This is a genomic window from Bacteroides caecigallinarum (assembly GCF_016902295.1).
In the GTDB taxonomy this organism is placed as follows: domain Bacteria; phylum Bacteroidota; class Bacteroidia; order Bacteroidales; family Bacteroidaceae; genus Phocaeicola; species Phocaeicola caecigallinarum_A.
The window spans coordinates 1-25843 of the sequence record NZ_JACJLQ010000032.1 but is presented as its reverse complement, the minus strand read 5'-3'; the positions used below and the strand labels follow the sequence as shown (position 1 = coordinate 25843).

At 41.1% G+C, this 25843-nt stretch carries 19 protein-coding genes, 1 pseudogene and 1 riboswitch; of the genes and pseudogenes, 10 read left to right on the top strand and 10 right to left on the bottom strand.

Annotation, left to right across the window (positions count from 1 at the left end; genetic code table 11):
* Nucleotides 1-26: 26 nt before the first annotated feature.
* The 8 genes from H6A27_RS10920 to H6A27_RS10885 all read right to left on the bottom strand — a co-directional run bounded on the left by H6A27_RS10920 (nucleotide 27) and on the right by H6A27_RS10885 (nucleotide 9056).
* Complete coding sequence (locus H6A27_RS10920) at nucleotides 27-1163, bottom strand: ABC transporter substrate-binding protein (protein ID WP_204402521.1); 1137 nt, start codon at nucleotides 1161-1163, stop codon at nucleotides 27-29.
* 9 nt (nucleotides 1164-1172) lie between these two features.
* Nucleotides 1173-2267, bottom strand: a complete 1095-nt coding sequence (locus H6A27_RS10915; RefSeq protein WP_204508690.1) for a DUF5074 domain-containing protein — start codon at nucleotides 2265-2267, stop codon at nucleotides 1173-1175.
* A 22-nt stretch (nucleotides 2268-2289) separates the two neighbouring features.
* The gene (locus H6A27_RS10910) at nucleotides 2290-4311 is read right to left on the bottom strand and encodes a TonB-dependent receptor plug domain-containing protein (RefSeq protein WP_204402524.1); all 2022 of its coding nucleotides are present in this window, start codon (nucleotides 4309-4311) and stop codon (nucleotides 2290-2292) included.
* 65 nt (nucleotides 4312-4376) lie between these two features.
* Nucleotides 4377-4584, bottom strand: a riboswitch (cobalamin riboswitch).
* 168 nt (nucleotides 4585-4752) lie between these two features.
* Nucleotides 4753-5061 carry a hypothetical protein gene (locus tag H6A27_RS10905; RefSeq protein WP_204402526.1) on the bottom strand — a complete coding sequence of 103 codons (309 nt, stop codon included), beginning with the start codon at nucleotides 5059-5061 and terminating at the stop codon, nucleotides 4753-4755.
* 275 nt (nucleotides 5062-5336) lie between these two features.
* The gene (locus tag H6A27_RS10900; protein WP_204508689.1) at nucleotides 5337-6905 is read right to left on the bottom strand and encodes a peptide chain release factor 3; all 1569 of its coding nucleotides are present in this window, start codon (nucleotides 6903-6905) and stop codon (nucleotides 5337-5339) included.
* Nucleotides 6906-6992: 87 nt separating this feature from the next.
* The gene (rfbD, locus tag H6A27_RS10895; protein ID WP_204402529.1) at nucleotides 6993-7856 is read right to left on the bottom strand and encodes a dTDP-4-dehydrorhamnose reductase; all 864 of its coding nucleotides are present in this window, start codon (nucleotides 7854-7856) and stop codon (nucleotides 6993-6995) included.
* Nucleotides 7853-8395 carry a DUF4924 family protein gene (locus H6A27_RS10890; RefSeq protein ID WP_204402530.1) on the bottom strand — a complete coding sequence of 181 codons (543 nt, stop codon included), beginning with the start codon at nucleotides 8393-8395 and terminating at the stop codon, nucleotides 7853-7855. The genes rfbD and H6A27_RS10890 overlap by 4 nt, the downstream gene beginning before the upstream one ends.
* Nucleotide 8396: 1 nt before the next feature.
* Nucleotides 8397-9056 carry a LysE family translocator gene (locus tag H6A27_RS10885; RefSeq protein WP_204402532.1) on the bottom strand — a complete coding sequence of 220 codons (660 nt, stop codon included), beginning with the start codon at nucleotides 9054-9056 and terminating at the stop codon, nucleotides 8397-8399.
* Between the two features lie 199 nt (nucleotides 9057-9255).
* Between H6A27_RS10885 and purL the strand changes: the two genes are divergently transcribed.
* From purL to H6A27_RS10840, 10 genes and pseudogenes are all read left to right on the top strand, one after another.
* Nucleotides 9256-12963, top strand: a complete 3708-nt coding sequence (gene purL, locus H6A27_RS10880) for a phosphoribosylformylglycinamidine synthase (RefSeq protein ID WP_204508688.1) — start codon at nucleotides 9256-9258, stop codon at nucleotides 12961-12963.
* Nucleotides 12964-13215: 252 nt separating this feature from the next.
* Nucleotides 13216-17193: a response regulator gene (locus H6A27_RS10875; protein WP_239469661.1), complete on the top strand. Its 3978-nt coding sequence runs from the start codon at nucleotides 13216-13218 to the stop codon at nucleotides 17191-17193.
* 47 nt (nucleotides 17194-17240) lie between these two features.
* Complete coding sequence (locus H6A27_RS10870; protein ID WP_204508686.1) at nucleotides 17241-17780, top strand: chromate transporter; 540 nt, start codon at nucleotides 17241-17243, stop codon at nucleotides 17778-17780.
* A gap of 31 nt (nucleotides 17781-17811) precedes the next feature.
* On the top strand, nucleotides 17812-18375 hold the full coding sequence (locus H6A27_RS10865) for a chromate transporter (protein ID WP_204402539.1): 564 nt from the start codon (nucleotides 17812-17814) through the stop codon (nucleotides 18373-18375).
* A gap of 79 nt (nucleotides 18376-18454) precedes the next feature.
* Nucleotides 18455-18523, top strand: a pseudogene (locus H6A27_RS15605) (hypothetical protein); the annotation flags it as partial.
* A 39-nt stretch (nucleotides 18524-18562) separates the two neighbouring features.
* Nucleotides 18563-18982 carry a hypothetical protein gene (locus H6A27_RS10860; protein ID WP_239469660.1) on the top strand — a complete coding sequence of 140 codons (420 nt, stop codon included), beginning with the start codon at nucleotides 18563-18565 and terminating at the stop codon, nucleotides 18980-18982.
* 174 nt (nucleotides 18983-19156) lie between these two features.
* A complete protein-coding gene (locus H6A27_RS10855) occupies nucleotides 19157-20617 on the top strand; it encodes a DUF3375 domain-containing protein (protein ID WP_204508685.1) in 1461 nt (486 codons plus the stop codon).
* A complete protein-coding gene (locus tag H6A27_RS10850; protein ID WP_204508684.1) occupies nucleotides 20614-21192 on the top strand; it encodes a DUF4194 domain-containing protein in 579 nt (192 codons plus the stop codon). The genes H6A27_RS10855 and H6A27_RS10850 overlap by 4 nt, the downstream gene beginning before the upstream one ends.
* Nucleotides 21176-24568 (top strand): ATP-binding protein, encoded by a 3393-nt coding sequence (locus tag H6A27_RS10845; protein WP_204508683.1) that lies wholly within the window; start codon nucleotides 21176-21178, stop codon nucleotides 24566-24568. Before H6A27_RS10850 ends, H6A27_RS10845 begins: the two co-directional genes overlap by 17 nt.
* Nucleotides 24569-24586: 18 nt before the next feature.
* Nucleotides 24587-24892, top strand: a complete 306-nt coding sequence (locus tag H6A27_RS10840) for a GNAT family N-acetyltransferase (RefSeq protein WP_204393474.1) — start codon at nucleotides 24587-24589, stop codon at nucleotides 24890-24892.
* A gap of 130 nt (nucleotides 24893-25022) precedes the next feature.
* On the opposite strand, the gene H6A27_RS10835 is transcribed toward H6A27_RS10840, so the two are convergent.
* Nucleotides 25023-25211: a DUF6722 family protein gene (locus H6A27_RS10835; RefSeq protein ID WP_154043270.1), complete on the bottom strand. Its 189-nt coding sequence runs from the start codon at nucleotides 25209-25211 to the stop codon at nucleotides 25023-25025.
* A 104-nt stretch (nucleotides 25212-25315) separates the two neighbouring features.
* On the bottom strand, nucleotides 25316-25843 hold a 528-nt coding region (locus H6A27_RS10830; RefSeq protein WP_204508682.1), incomplete at its 5' end, for an IS30 family transposase.

The window sequence follows — 25843 nt, the reverse complement described above, 5'->3', positions numbered from 1 at the left end:
AATCAGTTGCTTGCCGACAGGTAATTTTAATCTCCTATCGGAGTAAAATATTTTGTATTCTCATTAGCCATAATCTCCGGATGTAAAATTATTATAAGGTCTCTAAGAAGACTTTCGGGATGGAAAGGAGTATCCTCGTAATAATTAACATACGATGTATTGCAGCCAAAAATACGCTTATTTTTCCATGCGTCAAAATTCTTGTAGGGAGAATAATCTTTTTCAAGCTCAGAATATGTCTTGTCCGTTTTCTGGTTGTATTTTATCAGCCAGAAATCTGCTTTTTGTCCTTTATCGAGTACTGTCTCGAATGACAACGGTATTGATCCGCTTCCTTTGGTGTAACTGAAGATATAGTTTGCTCCGGCATCGTCAATAAGCTTTGCCATAGTGCTTTGCCCTCCGGGTACGTACCATGCCGAAGAGTATTTTAATTCGGTTATTACTGTAGGTCTGGATTTTACGTTATGTGTTTTCTGCTTAAGCTGGTTGTACTGCTTTTCTATTATACAGAACAATGAATCGGCAGTTTTTTCTTTGCCAACAAGCATTCCGTAGAATTTAATCCACTCCGCTCTGCCAAGCGGTGATGTTTCCATATAGTCGGCACATTCAATTATGGGTATTCCGATATTTTCAATTCTTCCATACCCTCCGCTGTTTTCAAAAGGAGACAGCATTACGGCATCAGCATTCAGATCTATTATCTTTTCAATGTCAGGACTCATCGAAGAACCGCAGTCCGATATCTTGCCGTTGCTACATAGCTCTTTTATCTTAGGATGGTTTATGTAGCCTAAATCGCATACTCCGGATATTGAAGATATGGCGTTAAGTTCGTCCATCAGAGAGCAGTGTACCGACGAGTAAACTATTGAACGCGATATGGGTGTATGTATAATAGTTCCTTCAGAAAATTTGCCTTCGTGCGGAGCGTCGTTTGATGTCAAGATGTATGTATGAAGTGATTTTAGTGTGTCCCACGGGTTGCGTAGTTCCACTTTGGTGTAATCGTTGAACTTCAGAATCCTTATATTTTCTGCATAACTGAATTTTACAGTGTCTGCATCAGTGTCATGATGCAAGGAAGTCCTGCTTCCTCCGCTACAGGCAGAGAGAAGCAGGACAATTGTTACTATATGGGCAGATAGTATTTTGTGCATAATTTTAAATTACTCAGAAAGGAATTTAATGTTTGTTGTATATGCTCCTGTTTCAAATTTGTGTTTGAAGTTTCCTTCGTTATCATATACAAATACCTCACTCATTTGTCCGTAAGGGTTGCTTATTATATATACATCGTCCGAATTAGGATCTACCGCGATGCCTCCAGGAGTGCTGATTGAGCTGAAATCAATAAATTCTTTTTCTTCTTTTGTCTTAATGTCATAAACGAAACATTTTGCTCTATCCGGCAGATAGTATTCTGAATATAGAATGTACATCTTGTCTCCCCTGTTTGCAATGTAGCTTGCGTTGCAAAGTTCTTCCACTTCGTATGTGTCTGGGTTTATTCTCTGCAGTGTTCCGTATATCCAGCTTTCTTCCCCTGGCAACCATTCAGCTCCGGCATAATTACCGTTTGATACTATATATATATATCCGTCGCTGCCTACAATGTTTTGTGTGTAAGGGTTAAGAACGACTGTTATATCCTTAATCTTTTCCATAGTTTCTGTGTCTATCACATATACGGAATTACCTGTACCGTCACTCATATAATCGGATTTGTTGACAAATAGCTTACCTTTATTATATGATAATCCTTCCAGATAGCCTCCAACCTGTGCTGTCGCTACTATACTCATGCTTATTGTATCTATTTTAGATACGGTTCCGTCTTGTGCTGAAACAAAGACATAGCCATCGGCAGCAGTAGCGTAGCGTGGAGATTTTGGTTGTCCGGCTTCGTTTACCATTGATATAGTCTTTACTATTTTACCGTTTCTTTCCAGTATTTCTATTTTTGAAGAAGTAGTTGAAATGGCATAGAGCTTAGAACCGTATATACATAAATCCTGAAGGTCGCCTATTCCTTTTTTATTTTCCTGATTATATATGTCGCCTGAAATTTCCTTAGTCGTAAGATCATACCATTGTATTGATGCGTCATTCTGATTCCAGTTGCCTGTGTTTACGATGTATGCTCCGTAGGTTGTTTTTACGTCTGAACTGTTATCGTCAGGATTTGGCTCGTCATTGTTCTCACAAGCTGTCAGTCCTGCCATCAATGGCAGTATAGCTAAATAATAAAATACTTTTTTCATTTTTTTTCTTTCGTTTTTATGTTTATAAATAATAGTTTATTGAAATCTTGTAGTTACGTCCCGGCATAGGATAGAAACGAATTATCTCGTAGTTATTTCCTCCTAAATTCAGTGCGTCAAGTTGTATCTTGAAATTATGTTTTTTCCAATTGAACTTTCTGTATAACGATATACTGTGGTCGGTATATGGTTCTATCCTGTACGACGGTAAATTCTGTGCAAATGTATATCGCTCTGATGAGGCTATCATGTTATAGGCAATGTTTATCCAGGGTGTTTCCAGTGTCAGGTTTCCACTGCCGTAATGCTTCGGTGTATATACAATCTGGTTTCTCCATGTCTTGGATGTTTCGTCAGTAATGTCTTCAGCTTGTGTAAAGTTATAGCTACCGCTTATGTATATGTTGATTTTGTCTGTTATGCTGCATTCTGCTGATACGTTTACGTCGGTACCGATAGTTTCTACTTTTCCTACATTCATCATCTTCCATACAAACATTGTAGGAATGGCTACAATCTTGTTGTTTACAATGTTATAGTATGCGTCGGTTGATATACTAATGAATCTGACACTGTTTTCCGGCATCGATTTGTTCCATGTTATACCGAGGTTGGTCTGTCGTGTGGTCTCTGGTTTCAGGTTTGTATTACCTATTAATGTATAATAAAGGTCATTGAATGTCGGTGTTCGGAAAATGTCCTTGTACGAAGCTCTGATTCTTATCCCCTGATTGGCAATAGGTTTCCATGAAATACTTATGGCAGGCGATAAACGCTTTCGGTCATCGGAAGCCTTGCCGGTCTTTACTTTTTCTGTTATAAAAGTGTTCAGCAATGACGCCGACGCTGTGATAATACTTGTTTCGTATTTTGCTGCGATTACGCTGAGAGAGGTATATCGTTTTGGGAACTTCGCGTTCTTCAGATTGGTGTACAGATAATTGTAAGCAAAATCCTGGGCGAAAGATATTGAAAGATTTCTGCATGGATTTGCAAGCACCGTAGCCGAAAGGTATGTTTCTGTCTGTTTATACTTATCGTTGGTTATTCCTGCGGCTTGATTGTTATAATCGCGTGTCCACGTGTAATTGAACTTCCCGAGAGTCTGAAGTTTCAGCTTTTCGCCCCAAAGCTTTTCGTACCGTCCCTGAGCAAAGTAGTTCTTGTCATACAGACGTTCGGCAGCATAAGGGTTATCATATATCACACTTCCCGGAAGCCCTCTTTTCGAATCATAAAGGTATGCTTTCAGCTGTATATTCTGTTCATTACGAAGTGATACGTACATGTTCGCTTCCCCTCGCCAGGAACGTATGTCACTGTTGTTCCTCTTGGAGTCGATAAGTGTGCTTCCATTCCACATCTTGAACGGATAATTGCCGTCAGCCCGCATATAGTCTCCATAAAGCGAGATGCCAATTCTTTGATTGAAGTTTTGCATATACAGCAATGAAGGATTTACCATACCGAACGAACCCGCTTTAATATTGGCATCAAGAGATGGCAAATTGTTTTCTCTTTCCGGTTTTGAAGTTTGAATGTTTAATACTCCTGCCGAGGCAAAAGCCTTTGCCGATTGATAAATATTATCGGTTTGTCCAATGGTCATTGACAATTCTGACACATTTGTAAGTGAATATCTTGAAATATCTATCTGCCCAGATTGACAATCGCTGACACTTACACCATCGTATATCACTCCGGTATGTTGCGCCCCCATGCTTCTTACTGATATGGTTTTCAATCCGCCTATACCTCCATAATCTTTTACATTTACCCCTGAGAAATGTTTTACAGCTTCCGAAACATCGTATGTTCCCAGACGTTCCAGATCTGTCTTGTTCATGACCTGAAACGGCGACGTAGCTTTAATTGCAGGCGGAGTTTTTCTCGCGCTGACAGTAACGTCCGGAATTTGATGTACTTTTCCTGTTATGCTGTCCTGTTGTGTGTCTTGTGCATAAATATAATTTATATGTACAGATATAATAATACCTGATATTCCCAAAACACATTTTCGGACAAAGTCATTCAGTTTGCCCATTCTTCTCAATTAATAAATGTATTAAACTACATGTATCCATGGCATTCTTTCCTCGAGAATGTCTGGCATGATTTTTAAGTTTTGCAGGTCTTCTGACTTACTCCGGATTGCTCAACCTTCCCGTCTGCATTGACAGACAGTGGTAAAATAGATTATCAGGCAATCCTTTAAATGGAGATTACAGCAGCGGGACTGTCCGGGATTTTCACCCGATTCCCTTTTCATCCTCATCCTGTAAATAGGCATATCGGAACAAAACATCGCAAAAATATGTAAAAAAACGGACAATGTAAAATTATTAGCGTTGTAATTTCAGTAAAGATTTGTACTTGAAAAACTTTACGTTGTAATAATAAATGAAAAAAGCCATCCCAAAGTTGTTTTGAGATGGCTTCTGAGCTTAAATAATTAATTCCAACTGATATTTAAATCTGTTGTCTATTATTCCAATATTTCACCTTTTTCGTTGAACAGTACTACAGATTCTTCATTGTCTGCATCAACCAAAGTTATCTGATAGGTGGCTGTTCCGTCTTCGGCAGTTTCAACTGCTGCCGATTTAATAGTAAAGTCTTTGTAACTTTTTACTAATACTTCCTGAACAGCTTTAGGCAAATCTTTGATTTCGATAGGTGTAAAATCATTTACGTTTGTTACGGTTGTGATTTGAGTTGATGAGAAACTTGATGCGAATGTAGCTGTAGTTCCTAATCCCATTACCAATGCTAATGCAAAAAATACTTTTTTCATAATTCAATAGTTTTAAATGTTAGACAATTAGTTTAGTGCTCGTAGAATTAAGGACAAATGGTATGCCAGAAATATCGGTTTATATGTAAAGGAACTGATAATTAATAATTTATGTATCAGGATAAGAAGGTAAAAGTCTGATTTGAAATAAATAAATGTGTGTAATTATACACACAATATTGTGGAATAAAATTGTTTATGGGTAAAAATTACTCATGAAAATGGATATAAAAAAAAGCCGCTCTTGAAGCGGCTTTCCCATATTAGAATCTTTATCAGAATTCAGAAGTGAAATGGAACTTGATATGTTTAAAGTCCATCTGTGCCATCTGAAGCACATATCCACTATCAGCCAGGAACACATCTCTTCCCTCGCGGTCCTTAGCCATATACTGGTATTTACGTTTCTTGAATGCCTCAAGCTCTTCCGGATCATCACTTTCTATCCAGCAAGCCTTATAAAGACTTACAGGCTCCCAACGACATTTGGCATTATATTCATTTTCCAAACGATACTGGATTACCTCAAACTGCAACTGACCTACAGTACCGATAATCTTGCGGCCGTTGAACTGGTTGACAAAGAGCTGTGCCACACCTTCGTCCATAAGCTGGTCGATACCCTTGTTGAGCTGTTTTGTCTTCATCGGGTCGGCATTCTCGATATACTTGAACATCTCAGGAGAGAAGCTTGGAAGTCCTTTGAAGTGAAGGTTTTCACCTTCAGTCAGTGTATCGCCAATCTTGAATGTTCCGTTATCAGGCAAACCGATGATATCGCCTGCCCAAGCCTCATCCACAGTAGTCTTGCGCTGTGCCATGAACTGTGTAGGCGAAGAAAAACGCATTGTCTTGTTATGGCGTACATGTAGATACGGAGTATTACGGGTAAACTTACCTGAACATACCTTACAGAATGCCACACAAGAACGGTGGTTAGGGTCGATATTGGCTGTTATCTTGAAGATGAAGCCTGTAAACTTAGGCTCATCAGGATTTACTGTACGCTCTACAGCTGTTACAGGACGGGGACTTGGTGCAATCTCCACGAAACAGTCGAGCAATTCCTGAACACCGAAGTTGTTGAGAGCGGAACCGAAGAATACAGGAGCCACATCACCTTTAAGATATTCATCTACATTGAATTCCGGATAAACTCCATCAATCAGTTCAAGTTCACCACGAAGCTTGTCTGCAAGGTCATGACCTATATGATTATCGAGTTCTTCCGTATTGATGTTTACTTCAACCTTTTCTGTTACAACCTGCTTCGAAGGTTGGAAAAGGTTCAGTTTCTGTTCATATATATTATATACACCGCGGAAACGTGGTCCACTTTCGATAGGCCATGTAAGAGGACGTACCTGGATAACCAGTTCTTCTTCAAGCTCGTCAAGCAAATCGAACGGGTCCTTGGCCTCACGGTCCATCTTGTTGACAAAAATGATAACCGGAGTGTTGCGCATACGGCACACTTCCATCAGTTTTCTTGTCTGGGTTTCCACACCTTTCGCACCATCGACAACAATGATAACACTGTCCACCGCGGTAAGTGTACGGTAAGTATCTTCGGCAAAGTCCTGGTGACCCGGAGTATCAAGGATATTAACCTTATAGTCGTTATAATCGAACTCCATCACGGATGTGGTAACGGAAATACCACGCTGCTTTTCGATGTCCATCCAGTCGGATGTAGCTGTTTTCTTGATTTTGTTTGATTTTACCGCACCTGCAACCTGAATCTGACCTCCGAAAAGCAACAGTTTTTCTGTCAACGATGTCTTTCCGGCATCAGGATGGGCGATAATGGCAAAAGTACGTCTTCTTTCTATTTCCTGATTCATATATTATTTTGAATTTTTAAGTCTTTGAGTTCTTAAGTTTTTAGTTTCTATAGCTTGCAGATAATATCAAACTTATAGACTTAAAACTTATAAACTAGTATTCAATATCTCCATACACTCCTTGAGGCTGTCCATCCAGTATGGTATCTCTATTCCGTAAGTATCCTTAATCTTTGTCTTGTCGAGAACTGAATAATGCGGGCGTACAGCCTTTGTAGGATAATCCTCTGTATGCAGAGGTCTCACATTGCATCCCTGAATGCCTGCAATGGCATGGATAGCTTTGGTAAAATCGTACCATGAGCATACGCCTTCGTTGCTGAAATGATATACTCCCGGAACGATTCCCTTGTTTATGGCAGCGAATATTGCCACCGCAAGGTCGCGTGCGTATGTAGGAGTTCCTATCTGATCGAATATCACGCCCAAGGTATCTCTTTCTCTTCCCAGACGCATCATTGTCTTTACGAAATTATTGCCGAAAGAGGAATACAGCCATGCCGTTCTTATCACCATTGTTTCAGGACAATACTTGAATGCTTCCAGCTCTCCTCCTAATTTTGTCACACCATATACCGAATTAGGACATGTTTCAGCATCTTCACGGTATGGGATATGTGCGGTCCCATCGAATACATAATCTGTCGATACCTGAATCAAGTATCCGTTTCTTGCTTTAGCAGCCTTCGCCAGGAAGCCAGGAGCCTGCTGGTTAAGCATCTTGCAAAGTTCAACATTATCTTCAGCCTTATCTACAGCGGTATATGCTGCACAATTGACAATAATATCTATATCGTTGGACATTACAAAATCCATGACAGCCTTTTCATTGCAGATATCAAGTTCTGCCACATCAGTAAATAAGTATCTGTACTGCGGATATGACTCCGACAAAATACGCATTTCATTACCAAGCTGACCGTTGGCTCCTGTCACGAGTATATTTTTCATAACTCCAATTCTCCTTTCTTATCTTTTATATAATAGTCGGCAAGAATGGCCAGAAGGTCGCTTATCACCTTAATGGCCTTCTGTGTTTCCTCGCTTATCTCCTTTTTCTGAAGTTTCAGCATAAGTACGCCGTACATGGCATCAAAACATGTTTCAAGTTCAGGAACATCCTTATCGGCACCTTTTGCCCTAAGTTCAACTATAAAAGGAAGAGCCTTGTAATACGCGGCACTATAATACGGATATTTTGGAGAACGGAGCAGCTGCAGATGAAGATCTGTAAGCCAGACTATTATATTCTTGTTTATCTGTACATGTCCTTTCTCCATAACACCCTCGTCGTGCATCATGTTTGCAAGGTCCTTATACCATTGGAACAGTGTTGCTTTCTGTTCATCCGTAACAGGATACGGGTCAACTATATCCTTTTTTATCTTGTCCAAGTCAAAATGATACGCACGAAGCAAATCTTCTATCTGCCACATATAAAGCAGATACTCAGCAATATTCTGCTGTTTTAACTGTTGAGAAATATACATATCAATATATTGAATTTCCTAATAACGCAAGTACTAAACCAATGATTGATGCCACTATGACTATAATGCCTATGACACGGTTAAGCACCCAAATGCCACGGACATTGAAATGATTGCGAACTTTATTGACAAAATATGTGATACTGAACCACCATGTCAGGGCACCTAAAATAATGGCAAGATATCCAACCAACTGAAAACCTACAGGACTTCCCGGCATGACAAAAGAAAATCGGGCGAAAAGACCTACAAAAAGAAAGATAATCAGAGGATTGGACAGAGTGACAAAAAATGCCGTAATGAAATTATGAAGATATGAACCGCGTTTGCCGGACACAGGACGCAACGCTTTAACGGGATTACTCCGGAATGTATAAATACCGAAAGCCAGAAGCATTATACTACCTACTATCTGAAGAAAAGTTTGGTGTTTGATGATAAGCTCATCCATAAAGCTCATACCGTAACCGGTAATGAGTGAATATATTATATCGCTCAAAGCAGCTCCAAGACCGGTTACAAAACCGAACCAACGTCCCTTATTCAGTGTCCGCTGAATACAAAGCACGCCAACGGGTCCAAGCGGCGCAGAAACCACTATTCCGATGATAAAACCCTTAACTAATAAATCCAGTATAGTAACTTGCTCTAACCAATTCATAATGCAAAGATGATACTTTTTTGCGAAAGTACCTATAATTCATATAGATTTTCTTTCGTAAAAACGGGGTTTTATGTACCTTTGCAACATATTATATAATTACTTAATAAGTTTTTATTTGTTTTTAAAAGAAGGATATAACATATAAACATGTTATTCAAAACAATAGAACTTAAACACTCAAAAACAATATAATGTTATGATTCTATTTTTCAGAACACCAGGCAAAAGCGTGATTGCAACCGCATGCAGTCAGGAATTGAATGCTGAAGACATCAAGAAATTATGCTGGCTATACAGTGACGCCACTGTTGAATCAGAAGAAAATCTGAAAGGATGTTTCGTCGGTCCTCGTAGGGAGATGATTACTCCATGGAGTACCAATGCTGTAGAAATCACACAGAATATGGGTTTAAGCGGCATAAGACGTATTGAAGAGTATTTCCCTGTTAAAGATGAAAATGCTGAATACGACCCTATGCTGCAGCGTATGTATAAAGGTTTGAACCAGCAAATCTTTGATGTAAATATCAAGCCACAACCTATTATATATATTGAGAACCTGGAAGAATATAACGAGCAGGAAGGTCTGGCTCTTTCACGCGAAGAGATGGATTACCTCTTGAAAGTTGAAAAAGACCTGGGACGTAAACTTACTGACTCGGAAGTTTTCGGATTCGCGCAGATTAACTCGGAACATTGCCGTCATAAAATATTCGGTGGAACTTTCATTATTGACGGACAGGAAATGGAATCATCATTGTTCCAGATGATAAAGAAAACTACAAACGAAAATCCTAACAAAATCATTTCAGCATACAAGGATAATGTAGCGTTTGCTGAAGGTCCTGTTGTAGAACAGTTCGCTCCGAAAGATCACTCTACTTCTGACTATTTCGTAATCAAAGATATAAAGACTGTTATCTCGCTTAAGGCTGAAACTCATAACTTCCCTACTACGGTAGAACCGTTCAACGGCGCATCAACCGGAACAGGTGGTGAAATCCGTGACCGTATGGGTGGTGGTAAAGGTTCATGGCCTATCGCAGGTACAGCCGTTTACATGACTTCTTATCCTCGTTCGGAAGAAGGACGTGAATGGGAAAACATTCTTCCTGTTCGTAAATGGTTGTATCAGACTCCTGAACAGATTCTTATCAAGGCTTCAAACGGTGCTTCCGACTTCGGTAACAAGTTCGGTCAGCCGCTTATCTGTGGTTCTGTACTTACATTCGAACATCAGGAAAACAATGAGAAGTATGCTTACGACAAGGTTATCATGCTTGCCGGTGGTGTAGGTTACGGTACTCAGCGTGACTGCTTGAAGGGTAGCCCTGAAGCTGGCAACGAAGTTGTTGTTCTTGGTGGTGACAACTATCGTATCGGTCTTGGTGGTGGTTCTGTATCTTCTGTTGAGACAGGACGTTATTCTTCTGGTATCGAGCTTAACGCCGTACAGCGTGCAAACGCAGAAATGCAGAAACGTGCATACAACGTGGTTCGTTCACTTTGCGAAGAAGATGAAAACCCTATCGTTTCTATCCACGACCATGGTTCGGCAGGTCACGTAAACTGTCTGTCTGAGCTGGTTGAAGATTGCGGTGGTCTTATCCACATGGACAAGCTTCCTATCGGTGACGAGACTCTTTCTGCTAAGGAAATCATCGCAAACGAATCTCAGGAACGTATGGGATTGCTTATCGATGAAAAGGCTATTGACCACGTAAGAAAGATTGCAGAACGCGAACGTGCTCCTATGTATGTTGTAGGTGAAACTACAGGCGACCATCGTTTCGCATTCGAACAGGCTGACGGCGTCCGTCCATTCGACTTGGCTGTTGACCAGATGTTCGGTTCTTCTCCTAAGACATATATGGTGGATAAGACAGTAGAACGTAAATATGAAAATGTAACATACGATGCGGCTAAACTGAACGAATACGTAAGAACTGTTCTTCAACTTGAAGCTGTAGCTTGTAAGGACTGGTTGACAAACAAGGTTGACCGTTCGGTAACAGGTAAGATTGCACGCCAGCAGTGTCAGGGTGAACTTCAGTTGCCTTTGAGCGACTGTGGTGTTGTCGCTCTCGACTATCGTGGAAATGCCGGTATCGCAACAGCTATCGGTCATGCTCCTCAGGCTGCTCTTGCCGATCCTGCCGCAGGTTCTGTTCTTGCAGTTTCTGAAGCTCTGACAAACCTTGTATGGGCTCCATTGGCAGACGGTATGGACAGCATTTCTCTTTCCGCTAACTGGATGTGGCCTTGCCGTTCACAAGAAGGTGAAGACGCAAGACTTTATACAGCAGTTAAGGCTTTGTCTGATTTCTGCTGCTCGCTTCAGATAAACGTTCCTACAGGTAAGGACTCTTTGTCAATGACTCAGAAATACCCTGACGGAGAAAAGATTATCAGCCCGGGAACAGTAATCGTTTCTGCCGGTGGCGAAGTAAGCGACGTGAAGAAAGTCGTTTCTCCGGTTATGGTCAACAAGGAAAAATCTACATTCTATCATATAGACTTCAGTTTCGATGAGTTGCGTCTTGGAGGTTCTGCTTTTGCTCAAAGCCTCAACAAGATTGGCAGCGACGTTCCTACTGTACAGAACCCAGAATACTTCCGCGATGCATTCCTTGCTGTTCAGGAACTTATCAACAAAGGACTGATTCTTGCAGGTCACGATATTTCTGCAGGTGGTCTTATCACTACACTACTTGAAATGTGTTTCGCTAACACTGAAGGCGGTATGGAAATCGAACTTGACAAGATCAAATGTGATGATATCGTCAAGATTATGTTCGCAGAAAACCCAGGTATCGTTATACAGGTTGCAGATAAGGATAAAGCGGAAGTCAAGAAGATTCTTGAAGATGCAGGCGTAGGATTCGTTAAACTTGGTAAGCCGACAGAAGAACGTCATATCCTCGTTTCTAAGGATGGTGCTACTTACCAGTTTGGTATCGACTACTTGCGTGATGTATGGTATTCTACTTCATACCTGATGGACCGTCATCAGAGCATGAATGGATGTGCCAAGAAGCGTTTCGAGAACTACAAGCAGCAGCCTGTTGAATTTGCGTTCAATCCTTCATTCACAGGTAAGCTTTCTCAGTTCGGACTTAACCCTGACCGCCGCACTCCAAGCGGTATCAAGGCAGCAATCATCCGCGAGAAAGGTACAAACGGCGAACGCGAAATGGCATATATGCTTTATCTGGCAGGATTCGATGTTAAGGACGTAACAATGACTGACCTTGTAAGTGGTCGCGAAACACTGGAAGACATTAACATGATTGTGTTCTGCGGTGGTTTCTCTAACTCTGACGTTCTTGGTTCAGCAAAGGGATGGGCAGGAAGCTTCCTGTTCAATCCAAAAGCAAAAGCTGCTCTCGACAACTTCTATGCACGCCAGGATACATTGTCACTCGGTGTATGTAACGGTTGCCAGCTGATGATGGAACTCGGACTTATCACTCCAGAAGACAAGAAGAAAGGCAAGATGCTTCATAACGACTCACACAAGTTTGAATCCAACTTCCTCGGCGTTACAGTTCCTATGAACCGCAGCGTGATGTTCGGCTCATTGAGCGGTTCTAAGCTCGGTATCTGGGTAGCTCACGGAGAAGGTAAATTCTCATTGCCTTACGATGAAGACCACTACAACGTAGTTCTGAAATATTCTTACGATGAATATCCTGGTAACCCTAACGGTTCGGACTACAGCGTAGCCGGTATCGCTTCACAGGACGGACGTCATCTTGCAATGATGCCACATCTTGAAAGAGCTTGCTTCCCATGGGAAAATGCTTATTATCCTGCAGAACGTCTTGGTGAAGACCAGATTACTCCGTGGATGGAGGCATTCGTAAATGCGCGTAAGTGGGTGGAAGAGAAGTTAAGAAGGTAAAGAAGTTAGAGGAGGTAGAGAAGTTAGAGTAGGCTGATACCTCCTATTAATACTATAATACTAAAACTAAAAAGGTTTTCCTGAATAAACTCGGGAAAACCTTTTTTAGTTTTATTTTGATTTCAATTCATTTTTAGCGAAATTTGCAATATAAACTGCATAAAAGTCATGTTTTATAGATTATTCGTTTCGTTGATTATATTATTCTCGTGTATATTTAGTTCATATTCTCAAATATACAGATACATTGACATGAAGGACGGCTTGAGCAGCCGTCGTGTCCTTTCTATCCGTCAGAGCTCACAGGGATATATGTGGATTCTTACTCATAAAGGTATTGACCGTTTTGACGGAAAAAACTTCAAACATTATCAACTGAAAAAAGAAGATAGAATAATCAATTTCTATCCTAATCTTAACCAATTGGCAATGGATGGTGATAATACATTGTGGGAAATCGGAAAAGATGGATACGTATTTAGATATGACGAAATGAAAGATGCGTTCCACATCGTTTTTGATATGAAAAACAAATACCCGCAGTATAAGGATATTCCTATATCTGCATTCCATACTGACGGGAAAGAGAAAGTACTGATGTGCTGCGGCAACGATATTATATATTATAATACTAAGAATGACAGTTCATATTGTATAAACAATGTATCAGACAGCAAGATTGCGCATATAACGGGTACAGCTGATGAGAACAGATATTTTATTGCCGGAAAGAGTGAAATATATACATTGTCACTTTTCGGTGATGGTGAGTTTAAGACAGAAAGAACAGACATAAAGAAAATCGGTCTGATAGATTTCATGTTCTACCATAAGGAATCCGGTTATCTTATTATTAATACATTAGTCAATGGTCTGTATCTGTATAATCCGGCAGAGAGGAGTGTCTATAATGTCGGTAATGTTCTCACAGACATAAGTATAAACGCTATAAGAACATACGGCAGTTCAAACAATGAAGTGCTTATAGCTACAGATGGTGGCGGCGTTTATAAGATGGATGTCAAGAATAAGATTTTTACTCATTTTCTCGAAGAAGACCATATGAGGAAGAACGGAATGAACGGTAGTATAATAAAAGACTTGTGCATCGACCGTGACGGAAGAATATGGAATGTGATATATCCTACCGGTATAACTGTATATACAGACAAGTATCAGCCCTACACATGGATAAGACACTCCGAAGGTAACGGCAATTCGTTGGTCGATAATAGAATAAATGCTATATTGACTGACTCCGAAGGCGATGTATGGTATGCTACAAGTAACGGTATCAGCTGTTATCGCCGTTCTGCCAAAACGTGGAAGAATTTCCTTTCGGCCTATACAAATGATACCGGCAATGATAATCATATATTCACTTCACTGTGCGAGTATAAACCTGGGGTAATACTTGCCGGTGGATACATGTCCGGAATTTATCGTATAGACAAACATTCCGGAAAGTCCGATTATGCCATTCAGCTTGAAGGAGGACGTGATGAGGCCCCTGATAAATACATAAGAAGTATAATACGCGATTCGTACGGAATATTATGGGGTGGAGGATTCCAAAGCTTACGTTCGTATGATGAAAAAACAGGACGTACCAATATTTATCCGTCAAATTATCCTATAACATGTGTAAGAGAGAAAGATGCGAAATCGCTATGGGTGGGAACAATTAACGGACTTTACATTTTCAGTAAGGAAGATAATGACATGGAACGCTTCGGTACATGGCAGGGTACAGGTTGCGTGAATTCTATTTACCAGACTAAAGACAATATATATACATACGTAGGAACATACGGTGACGGACTTTATATTATCAATAATGAAACCGGAGAGGTAGAACATTTTACAATATCCAACTGTAGTCTGATAACAAATAACATATACAGTATATCTGAAAACAGGCATGGAGATATCATTTTAGGAACAGAAAACGGTATTTCACTATACGATAGAAAAGATGAAATCTTCACAAACTGGACCGGCGAACAGGGATTGTCTGCCAGCAACTTCAATCAGGGAGCTGCCACTAACACCGGACGCGGCGAAATAATATTGGGAAGCAATGAGGGGGCTATAATACTGCCTGATGACATTAAACTTCCACGACAATTCTCTTCTCACATGATACTCGACAATCTGAATATCATGTACCGGCCTGTGTATCCCGGTGAGAAAGGCTCACCGCTTGAAAGATTGCTTAATGAAACATCTGTCCTGGAACTCGGATACTATCAGAATACTTTCTCCATGAATGTATCTTCAGTAAATTACGACAATCCTTCGAATATTTATTATAGTTGGAAACTTGAAGGCTTTTTCGACGAATGGAGTGAACCGGATAGTGATGGAACAATAAAATATACCAATCTGTCGCCAGGAAGATATAATCTAAAGATACGTGCTATTCTTCTTGACAATAACCAGCTCCTCGAAGAAAGAAGTCTTGAGATAATAATAGGGCGACCTTTATGGCTTACATATTGGGCTATAATGCTGTATATTCTGTTCGTACTTGGTGCCGCATATTCTTTGTACAGATATAAGATGATAAAGAAAGACAGACGTACATCTCAGGAGAAAATCAATTTTTTCATACACACCGCACATGATATACGTACACCGTTGACACTTATCAAGGCTCCTTTGGGCGAGATATTGAAAAACGAAAAGCTTTCTCCGGAAGGAACAGCCAATATCAACCTGGCATTGCAGAACACGGATAATCTTTCGGAACTGGCAAACAAACTGATGAACTTCCAGAAGGAGGAACTTTACAGTTCGCATGCAAGCGTTACCCGCATGGAGCTTAATACATATATAAAGGGGTACTTGGAGCAGTTCAGAAATTATGCTACCCAGCAGGGAATAACAATGGAATTCAGTTCCGGATTCGACAGCCTTGATGTGTGGATTGACAGAAACAAGATGGATTCCATACTTAGAAATCTGATATCAAATGCATTGAAATATACTCCTAAGGGAGGTAAGGTGGAAATTTATACTTCAAACAACAAGAAATGTTGGACTATTGACATAGCCGATACTGGTATAGGTATGTCAAAAACTGACAGTAAGAAGCTTTTCAAATACATGTTCAGAGGCTATAATGCGACAAACCAGCTCATTACAGGTTCTGGCATTGGTATGCTTCTCACATGGAGGCTGATACGCAATCATGAAGGACGTATCAGTTTTACAAGTGTTGAAAATTCAGGTACATGCTTCCATCTGTCTTTCCCTATCAGGAGTCATAAGTATATTTATAAGGAAGAAACTCCTGCCGAAAAGTCGGACAACATGTCTCAGGATGAATGGGCATATACTATTCCGGCTGATGATTATAATGCAGACGAACCGGAAGATATCAAGTCGGGTCACAATGTTCCGGTAAATGCGCCGCGAATACTCATAGTGGAAGATAATCCTGCGTTGAGAAACTTCCTGATGCAGTCTTTGTCGGAAACGTATAATACCAGTGGAGTGGAAAACGGTAAGGAGGCACTTGACGTTATCAAAATTTCTCAACCGGATTTAATCATATCTGATGTCATGATGCCTCAGATGAACGGACACGAACTGTGTAAGGCTGTTAAGGGAAATATGGCGACAAGTCATATACCGTTCATAATGTTGACAGCTCTTGGTGATAAAAAAGATATAATAACTGGTCTGAAAACCAAGGCGGACCTGTATATCGTTAAGCCTTTTGATATGACAGTACTTAAGGCAAACATAAGCAATGTGCTTGAAAACAGGGATTTGGTAAGGAAAAGACTGCAACAGTTCATTGATTCATTACCTCAGCATAGTGTAATTCTTGGAAATTCTGAAAGTGATGAAAAGTCTGAAAATGAAGTTGCCGATATTATGTCAGGTCTTGACGAAGAATTCATCAATAAGGTTACGCAGCTTATAAAGGACGGGCTTGGCAAAGGCCTTAACGTTGATACATTATGTGCCGAAGTGAATATGAGCCGAACAAGTTTTTATAATAAGATTAAGGCTCTCACCGGCGAACCGCCTGCCGACCTGATAAGGAAAATACGAATGCAGGAAGCGGCCATATTGCTTAGGACACAGAAATATACCGTGTCCGAAGTATCAGACATGCTTGGATTTGCCGATCCTAAATATTTTACAGATACCTTCAAAAAGGCTTATGGCGTTCCGCCAAGAGATTATATGAAAGGTATTAGTGATAATAATAAATAGTCTGACAACTAAAAACTATAAGCAACAAATAACTAACAACTTACGAAATGTTATATCTGAAGTATTTTGCAATTTTTTTCCGTATAGGTCTGTTCACCATAGGTGGAGGCTATGCAATGGTGCCTCTGATTGAAGCTGAGATAGTAGATAAACTCAAATGGATAAAGAAAGAGGAATTCCTTGACCTTATGGCGTTGGCGCAGACTGTGCCCGGCATTTTTGCTGTCAATATAGCAATTTTTATAGGATACAAGCTTAAAAAGTTCATGGGAGCCTTCTTCATGACTTTAGGTACAATTATGCCTTCGTTTCTTATAATCCTCGCGATAGCACTTTTTTTCCGACAGTTCCAGCATCTTGAACCTGTGGAAAGAATATTCAAGGGTATCCGTCCGGGGGTAGTTGCGCTTATCGCTGCGCCTACATTCAAGATGGCGAAAACGGCACGCATTAACAGATATAACGTCTGGATTCCTGTTGTATCCGCATTGCTTATCTGGCTTCTTGGCTTTTCGCCTGTCTATGTCATTATCCTTTCAGGATTAGGAGGATATATTTATGGACGCTATAAAAAGAAAATAAACTGATATATAAATCTAAAAACTTAAAAAATAGTATATGATATTCCTTCAACTGTTTTATACATTCTTCAAGATTGGTCTTTTCGGATTTGGCGGCGGATATGCCATGCTGTCAATGATACAAGGCGAAGTGGTGACACGTTATGAGTGGCTTACTTCTTCCGAGTTTACAGATATTGTCGCGATAAGCCAGATGACTCCAGGACCTATAGGTATCAATTCTGCCACTTATGTAGGCTATACTGCGGTTGTCAATGCCGGATATTCTCATCTTATAGGTATGTTGGGCTCTGCGGTAGCTACCTGTTCGGTAGTTCTTCCATCGTTTATTCTGATGATTCTTATAAGTAAGTTTTTCCTTAAATATCAGAAGCATCCAGCTGTAGTATCTGTTTTCGACGGATTGCGTCCCGGCGTGGTGGGCCTGCTTGCTTCTGCCGCATTGGTACTTATGGATGGAGAAAATTTCGGAACAGATACCTATAGTATAATAATAAGTATTTTGATATTTGTGGCTGTTTTCGTTGCGTCACATAAATATAAGGTTAATCCTATATTGCTTATTGTGCTTTGCGGAGTTGCAGGGTTCTTGCTGTATTAGTTGGGTGGATACAGTTATGTTTAGATGAATATGCATGAGCCAAAGTATATCTCGGCTTAGAGGTCACGTCAAAACTTAAATACATGGTAAAAGAATAGTATATACTACAAATGGAATATATCCTAATATACATTCGCAGGAATACACAGGTCCGGTAAAGGTTGACGATAAGAGTGACTTTCATGCTATGACGGTTGTCGGCGACAGACTTTATTCCTTGCCAATATATTTTGCTCCTGATTATTCTAAATACAAGCAGTATGGTGAGTTTACTCAAGAATGGACTCCTATGCAGGTTCAGACTTCCATGCAGCCTATGAGATTTGAGTGTACAGGAAAAATCTCAGGAAACGGCTCGTATGAAATAACATTCATAAAGACTAAGGGTAATGATAATCTTAAGATTGGTGGAATGAAGTTGTTGAAGAGGGATGAGGTTCTGTCGGATATAAACAAGTCAGGTGTCCTCTCTTCAGAAAATCCTGATTTTACATTCGAAGTTGATGTGAAAACTTTCGAAGCGGGAACTCCTTTCTATATCGATTTGAATGCTTGTGGTGAAGCGGGAAATGATGTTTCCGGACTTGTTTTTATACGTAAAAAATGACCTGTACACGTTTTTTTAAAACGTGCCCACGTTTTACTTTGAATGAGCTGTCATTTGATGTCGAATGACAGTTCATTTTTTGTGATACAATTTTGCCCTTAATTTGGGGGCTCTCATTGCAGTGTCGGATTTTATAGCTAACTTTGTATGATAACTTATTTCGAATAAAAAAACATGTCCGAAACCCAGCTATTGTCCGATATATTGAACGACTCTCCTTGTACGGAGCTTTTGCGTCTGCGTAACAGGGAGATTATTGTTTTGTTTCTGTACGAAACATTTTATAAGCACAGAGAACCTGTGGCGTATGACTCGCTGAAGATGCGACTTTCAGATTATCTTTCTTCCATCAACCTGGAAAAAGATGAGGAGAACGATATAAATGTGTTCGATTCATACGACGAGAAGGCGTACAAGTATATACAGAAATGGACGGACAAAGGTTTTCTTCGCAATTATCAGGAAGAAAGCGGCGAGGTGTTCTATGAGCTTTCGTCGTATTCCAGCAAGGTGATAGACTGGCTTCTCAGTCTGAAGAAAGATGAGTTTGTGGGAACGGAATCAAAGTTCATGAACCTTTACGGGCAGATAAAGGAGCTTGTAGAGTTTACCAACGAGGACCCTGAAGAACGTATCCGAATGCTTGAGCAGAAAAAGTTGGAGATAGAGCACCAGATTCAGAGTCTGAAAGCGGGCGAGTCGGCAATGGTATATGAAGACTATCAGGTGCTTCCGCGTTTCCGCGACATAACCCGTACGGCAAAGGAACTTCTTTCCGATTTCAAGGAAGTGGAAGACAACTTCAAGTCAATTACAAAATCCATATATCAGAAACATGCCGAGGGAGACGTTTCGAAAGGTGATATCCTTGGATATACGTTCGATGCCCTCGACAAGCTTCAGGAGAGCTCGCAGGGAAAAAGTTTCTATGCTTTCTGGGATTTCCTTATGACACCGTCCATGCAGGATGCATGGGACAATATGGTGGACAATCTGTATCATTCCATCGACCCGTCGCAGATACGTCAGGAAGATATGTTCCTGAAAAATATGAAGCAGTATCTGTATAACAGCGGTAAGAAAGTATATCAGGCCAACGACAAGATGGCTGAGAAGCTGAGCCGTATAATCTGCGAGAATAATAACTCTCAGTCTGCAGCATCGAAACGTGTCATTCAGGACATTCAGTCGGTACTCCTTCAGTTGGCAAGCCGGAACATCAAGCCTGATGTTTCGCTCGAACTGGAGACTATGCCGGAAATATCCATGCCGATAGAGAGAAAGCTCACACTTGAAAAGACTGACGATGTGGACTACAGCAATGTGATAGAAATAGCAAGTGCGGATATTTCCGAGGCAGAACATGCGGATAAGCTGTTTGTAAGTCATGGTGTTGACCGCGCTATATTGAAACAGAGAATACACGATTCGTTGAAGCGACGCAAGCAGGTCTCTCTGTCCGATGTGGTGGAGGAAAGCGGAGGTTTGGAGAAAGGACTGGCAGAACTGTTCGGATATATCAGTGTGATACGTGGATTCAGGCATACCATCAATGCCGACCGCACACAGGTCATACCGTTTAACAGTGAACTGAAGAAATCAATTGTAATACCGGAAATTATTATCTTAAAATGAATATAGATTCTATAATAGCACCTTACGGACGTACCGTAGTACGCCTGCTGAAAGGTCCCGTTGAGGCTACAGATACTAACGCGTGGGAGGAGATCCTTAACTATCAGTCGGAGATAAACAAGTATCTCATGAATATAGGTATAGAGCTGATAGTGAAGCGCGACGAAGGTTTTGCATATATCAAGCAGATAGTGGATGATGAGGACAGGACTACCGGACTTATCCCTCGCCAGCAGCTTGGTTTCGAAATATCGGTGATTCTGATAATCTTAAGACAGATGCTTGAAGAGTTCGACAGCAATATGGACGAGCTGTATGCTACAGAGCGTTTTGTCAGTGCCGACGAGTTGAAGGAGCGAATAGAGATATTCCTACCGGAGCGTTTCAACAGGGTGAAGCTTCTCAGCGAGATAGACGCTTATATCAACCGTATAGTGTCGCTGGGCTATCTGAAACTGATAAAGCGCGACAATGTGAATACATACCAGATTCACAGAATAATAAAAGAGAAAGTAACATTGGACAAACTACAAGAATTTAAGGATAAACTGCAAGAATATGTTGAGTCTGTTTAGTACCGGTTCCGATACGTCGGGATTTCGTCTGAAATACATGGAGATATATAACTGGGGAACATTTCACGAAAGAATTTTTCGTATGGAGCCCCAGGGAAACAATGCCCTGCTTACGGGAGCAAACGCTTCGGGAAAGAGTACCATAATAGATGCTCTACTCACTTTGATGGTACCTGCCAAGAAGGACAGGTTCTATAACCAGTCGTCTGGAGTAGAGAAGAAAGGTAACCGAACAGAGGAGACATACGTTCTGGGTAATTACGGAAACATACAGCGTGATGGCGAAAGCGGTGCCAGCACACAGTCATTGCGCGATCATTCTGCATACTCTGTGCTTCTTGCCACTTTTACCAATACCGATACCCGTATGGTTACAGTGTTTCAGGTGCGCTGGTTTTCGGGCGGAGAGTTAAGACGTACCTTCGGTCTGGCCCATTGTGAACTGGACATTAAGACTGACTTCCAACCGTTCGACGGAAAGGGTATGTGGCGCCGGCGTCTGGAAAGCTCTCATAAAGGAAACCGAACTATGGTGGAATTCTTTGAAGGTCCTGTAGGCTATGCCGACCGCATCACACAGCTTTTCGGTATGCGTTCCGTCAAGGCTCTTTCACTGTTCAATCAGATAGTAGGTGTGAAGGTGCTCGACGATCTTGATGACTTTATCCGTACCAATATGCTTGAAGAGCAGAACGCAGAGTCGCAGTACATAATGCTCAAGGACAGTTTCAAGACTCTGATGGAGGCAAAGACCAACATAGAAAAGGCCGGAAAGCAGATTGAAATGCTTACTCCTATATCGGAATATGCAGACGAGATAAAAGAATATTCACAGAAAATCAAGCAGCTTTCCATGGACAGGGAAAGCATTGACTACTGGTTCGCCCGCAAGACAATCGAACTGGGTAAGGAGCGTGTAGAATATTTGGAACAGGAACAGGAACGTCTTGAGAAAGAGGAAAAGAAACTCCGTGACGATGAGGACAGAATGCGTGAGGACGAACGTTCCATAGCCCTTGCCATAGAGAATGATGAGGTGGGCAGGAAGATAAAGGAAATGGAGCAGGAAATCAAGCGCCTGGAGGAACTCCGTGACGAGCGTGTATCGCGCATGGACGAATATAATGCTGTGGCATCTGTCCTGTCGCTTACTACAGACCCTGACAAGGATACTTTCATAAGTCAGCGTGACTCTGTATCCGGACGTCTGGAAAGCATGAATGCCGGTATAGAGCAGAAAATCAGAGAGACAATATCCTTTGAAAACGAAAGGAAAGATATCACTATGAAGATTGATGAGTATATCAAGACCATCGAATCTCTTAAGAAGAACAAGAACAATATTTCAGGACGTGAGTCGGAGATACGCGAAATGATTCTTGAACATACCGGAGCCACAAAGGATGAGATACCTTTCATCGGTGAGCTGATAAGGGTAAATCCTGCGGAAATGGAGTGGGAGGGTGCCATTGAGAAAATCCTTCACAACTTTGCCCTGCATCTGCTTGTGCCTGACCAGTATTATCATGAGGTAAATAAGTTTCTTAACTCTAACGACTTGAAGGGTAGGATTACTTATTACCGCTATCGTACTTACAACTCACTTGCAGGTATGGAAACATTTACAGCTGACGATGCCAGACTGCTCGACAAGATAGAAATACGTCCCGACTCTGAATATGAGGAGTGGATACGCGATACCATATTCCAGAAATATAACTATGCATGCGTGGAAAATCTTGAGGAGTTCGAGCGCTATCACGAAAAGGCTGTTACACGTGAGGGGCTTATCAAATTCTCGCACGACAGACATGAGAAGGACGACCGTCCGCAGGTGTTGAGCAAGGCAAATTATATCCTCGGATGGGATAACCAGGACAAGATAGCCCTGCTGCAGCATGAGATAAAGGAACTTCAGCAGAAAGACATCGAGCTGATGGCTAAGTTGAATGATATTAATTCAGAGAAACAGAAACTCCAGTATGACTACGACATGAGCAAGAAGCTTGTGGATATGTTCAAGGACTTCGATGCCGTAAACTGGAAAGAATACGCCACACGTCTGCAGGAGAAACTTTCCGACAAGGCTGAACTGGAGAAGAACAATAATACTATCCAGGCTCTGCAGAAACAGTTGGAGCAGGTGCGTCAGGCAATACGCAAGATTTCGCTGGAAGAGATACGCGACAAGGTGAGTCAGATTTCGGATATCAAATCCAGGATAAAGGAAACAAGGCACGAGATGGAAGAATGCCAGAAAGCTGTTTCGTCAATGCGCTCTATCCTTCTTTCTGATTTTGAGCAGGCCTACGAAGAACTTAGGAACTGTAAATACGAAGACCTTGACAAGGAATACAAGTCATTCATCAGCCGTAATGACCGCGAACGGAACAAACTGTTCACCAAGAAACGCGAGGCTGAGGATAAGGCGAAGAACCATATCCGCGATTTCAAATATCCTTCGGAATATATCACAGAGAAGTTCAATGACTGGCGTTCGGACGTTAATGCCCTGCCTGAAGCAGAAAATATAGACTTGATAGACGAATATCAGGAAATGTTGCGCCGCCTGCAGAAGGAAAACCTGCCGAAATACGAAAAGCAGTTTGACAACTATCTGCAGAAAACGCTTACCGACAAGGTGGGAGATTTCCGTATGTTCTTCATCAACTGGAAGAGTGCGATAGACGACAATATCCGCATGCTGAACGAATCGCTCCACGGCATTGATTATCGCAAGCAGCCGGCTACTTACATTCAGCTGGTAATGCAGACCAGGATAAATGAAGAAGTCAGAGAGTTCCGCCGTCTGATGGATGAGGCTATGCCTAATGTGCAGAAAATCAATTCTACGATAGACGGGCGAAAGATACATTTCCGCGACCATATCCAGCCGTTTATGGAACGTATGGAAAATGAGGACTGGAGAAACAGGGTGATGGATGTGCGTTCATGGTTCACTTATAAGGCAGAGGAATTCAACCGCAGTACAGGAAATAAGGAAACCACATACGAAAACATGGGACACTTGTCGGGAGGAGAGAAAGCGCAGCTTACATATACTATCCTCGGTTCTGCCATAGCATATCAGTTCGGTTTGACAAAGAGCGGAATGCAGGACAATTCATTCCGTTTCATTGCCATCGACGAGGCCTTCAAGGCACAGGACGAGGATAAGGCACGCTATCTGATAGACCTATGCAAGCAGCTCCATCTGCAGCTCCTTGTGGTTACTCCGAACGATAATATACATATCGTAGAGAACGACATCTCGTATGTGTATTTCGTCGAGCGTAAGGAAGAAAAGACCTCATGGCTTTACAGCATGCCTATAGAGCAATGGAGGGCAGAGAAGAATCCGGGAAGATTGTTTTAACACTAAAATTTATAGCTTATGGAAATTGTACATGACGAAGCAAAGAAACAGTTCAAGGTAGAGGTGGACGGTTATACCGCTCATGTAGCTTATCTGTTGACAGAAGACGGCGGTCTTGATATCCGCCACACCATAGTGCCCGAAGAAATAGGCGGACGCGGAATAGCATCAGCCCTTGTAAAGGCTGCATACGATTATGCACGCTGTAAATGTCTGAAACCGGTCGCTACATGTGCTTATGCCGTAGTGTGGTTGCAGCGTCATCCGGAATATCAGGGCGATGTTAGTTGTGATTATGGTGGTAAGGGTACTTGCGCAATCTGAACGATTGCGCAATACATTATTTAAATCATATGGTTTGATTTTAACCATTTCTTTCCCGGAGGTGTAAGACACCATATCAGGAATATTACGCATGGTAGTCCTATTGCTGATAAAACAAATACTGCTTCCATTATTTTTCCTCCTTCTTATTACTTAATACTAAACCCGCTAAGAGTGTTGAGCAAGCTACTAATAAACCTAAGACATATATTAATAGTTTGCTTTCGCCCAAATCTTTAAATAAAGATGCTATTACTATACCTGTCAACACATATTTTGAGACATCTATAAGATAGGCTCCTAACTTCTCTTTCCACATATGCATGTTATTTATATATAAAGACAAAAATAAAAAACATCTGTCAACTTTGCAAATTCTTTGTGGAATAGTTAATTATGTAGAGTCAAGTGGCAAGTGCAAAATTAGCAAATACTTTTATAAAACTCGATTTTGGGGGTTGAAAACCCTAGTTTTTTACGCGGTCTATCATTAATTTGATATTGTACTTTGTTCAGTTCCGCTTGAGACACCTGTCTGAAATCTGTACCTTTAGGGAAATATTCCCGAAGTATTTTATTCATATTCTCAATTGCCCCTTTTTGTCCCGAACAATATGGATCTGCAAAATACACAGTACAATCCAGAGCTTTACATATAGCCTTGTGATTACGAAATTCAATTCCATTATCTGTTGTGATATTATACACATGTTTTTTGAAGGGGAGCAAAAGTCTTACCACAGCCGTCTCTACATCTTCAGGTTTCTTGGATGGAAGTTTTGTTTGTAGAAACATATTCTTACTTCGTTCAATTATTGTAAGAACTGCACTTTTTTGCTCTGCTCCAATAACTAAATCCATCTCCCAGTCTCCAAATCTTTTTCCATTGGCTTCTGCCGGTCTTTCATGGATGGATACCCTGTCAGGAATCATGCTTTTTCCTGCTGTCTT

Excerpts from the sequence above, each read along its gene's own strand:
- H6A27_RS10920 (WP_204402521.1), bottom strand. The coding sequence starts at position 1,163 with ATGCACAAAATACTATCTGCCCATATAGTAACAATTGTCCTGCTTCTC.
- H6A27_RS10915 (WP_204508690.1), bottom strand. The coding sequence starts at position 2,267 with ATGAAAAAAGTATTTTATTATTTAGCTATACTGCCATTGATGGCAGGA.
- H6A27_RS10910 (WP_204402524.1), bottom strand. The coding sequence starts at position 4,311 with ATGGGCAAACTGAATGACTTTGTCCGAAAATGTGTTTTGGGAATATCA.
- H6A27_RS10905 (WP_204402526.1), bottom strand. The coding sequence starts at position 5,061 with ATGAAAAAAGTATTTTTTGCATTAGCATTGGTAATGGGATTAGGAACT.
- H6A27_RS10900 (WP_204508689.1), bottom strand. The coding sequence starts at position 6,905 with ATGAATCAGGAAATAGAAAGAAGACGTACTTTTGCCATTATCGCCCAT.
- rfbD (WP_204402529.1), bottom strand. The coding sequence starts at position 7,856 with ATGAAAAATATACTCGTGACAGGAGCCAACGGTCAGCTTGGTAATGAA.
- H6A27_RS10890 (WP_204402530.1), bottom strand. The coding sequence starts at position 8,395 with ATGTATATTTCTCAACAGTTAAAACAGCAGAATATTGCTGAGTATCTG.
- H6A27_RS10885 (WP_204402532.1), bottom strand. The coding sequence starts at position 9,056 with ATGAATTGGTTAGAGCAAGTTACTATACTGGATTTATTAGTTAAGGGT.
- purL (WP_204508688.1), top strand. The coding sequence starts at position 9,256 with ATGATTCTATTTTTCAGAACACCAGGCAAAAGCGTGATTGCAACCGCA.
- H6A27_RS10875 (WP_239469661.1), top strand. The coding sequence starts at position 13,216 with ATGAAGGACGGCTTGAGCAGCCGTCGTGTCCTTTCTATCCGTCAGAGC.
- H6A27_RS10870 (WP_204508686.1), top strand. The coding sequence starts at position 17,241 with ATGTTATATCTGAAGTATTTTGCAATTTTTTTCCGTATAGGTCTGTTC.
- H6A27_RS10865 (WP_204402539.1), top strand. The coding sequence starts at position 17,812 with ATGATATTCCTTCAACTGTTTTATACATTCTTCAAGATTGGTCTTTTC.
- H6A27_RS10860 (WP_239469660.1), top strand. The coding sequence starts at position 18,563 with ATGACGGTTGTCGGCGACAGACTTTATTCCTTGCCAATATATTTTGCT.
- H6A27_RS10855 (WP_204508685.1), top strand. The coding sequence starts at position 19,157 with ATGTCCGAAACCCAGCTATTGTCCGATATATTGAACGACTCTCCTTGT.
- H6A27_RS10850 (WP_204508684.1), top strand. The coding sequence starts at position 20,614 with ATGAATATAGATTCTATAATAGCACCTTACGGACGTACCGTAGTACGC.
- H6A27_RS10845 (WP_204508683.1), top strand. The coding sequence starts at position 21,176 with ATGTTGAGTCTGTTTAGTACCGGTTCCGATACGTCGGGATTTCGTCTG.
- H6A27_RS10840 (WP_204393474.1), top strand. The coding sequence starts at position 24,587 with ATGGAAATTGTACATGACGAAGCAAAGAAACAGTTCAAGGTAGAGGTG.
- H6A27_RS10835 (WP_154043270.1), bottom strand. The coding sequence starts at position 25,211 with ATGTGGAAAGAGAAGTTAGGAGCCTATCTTATAGATGTCTCAAAATAT.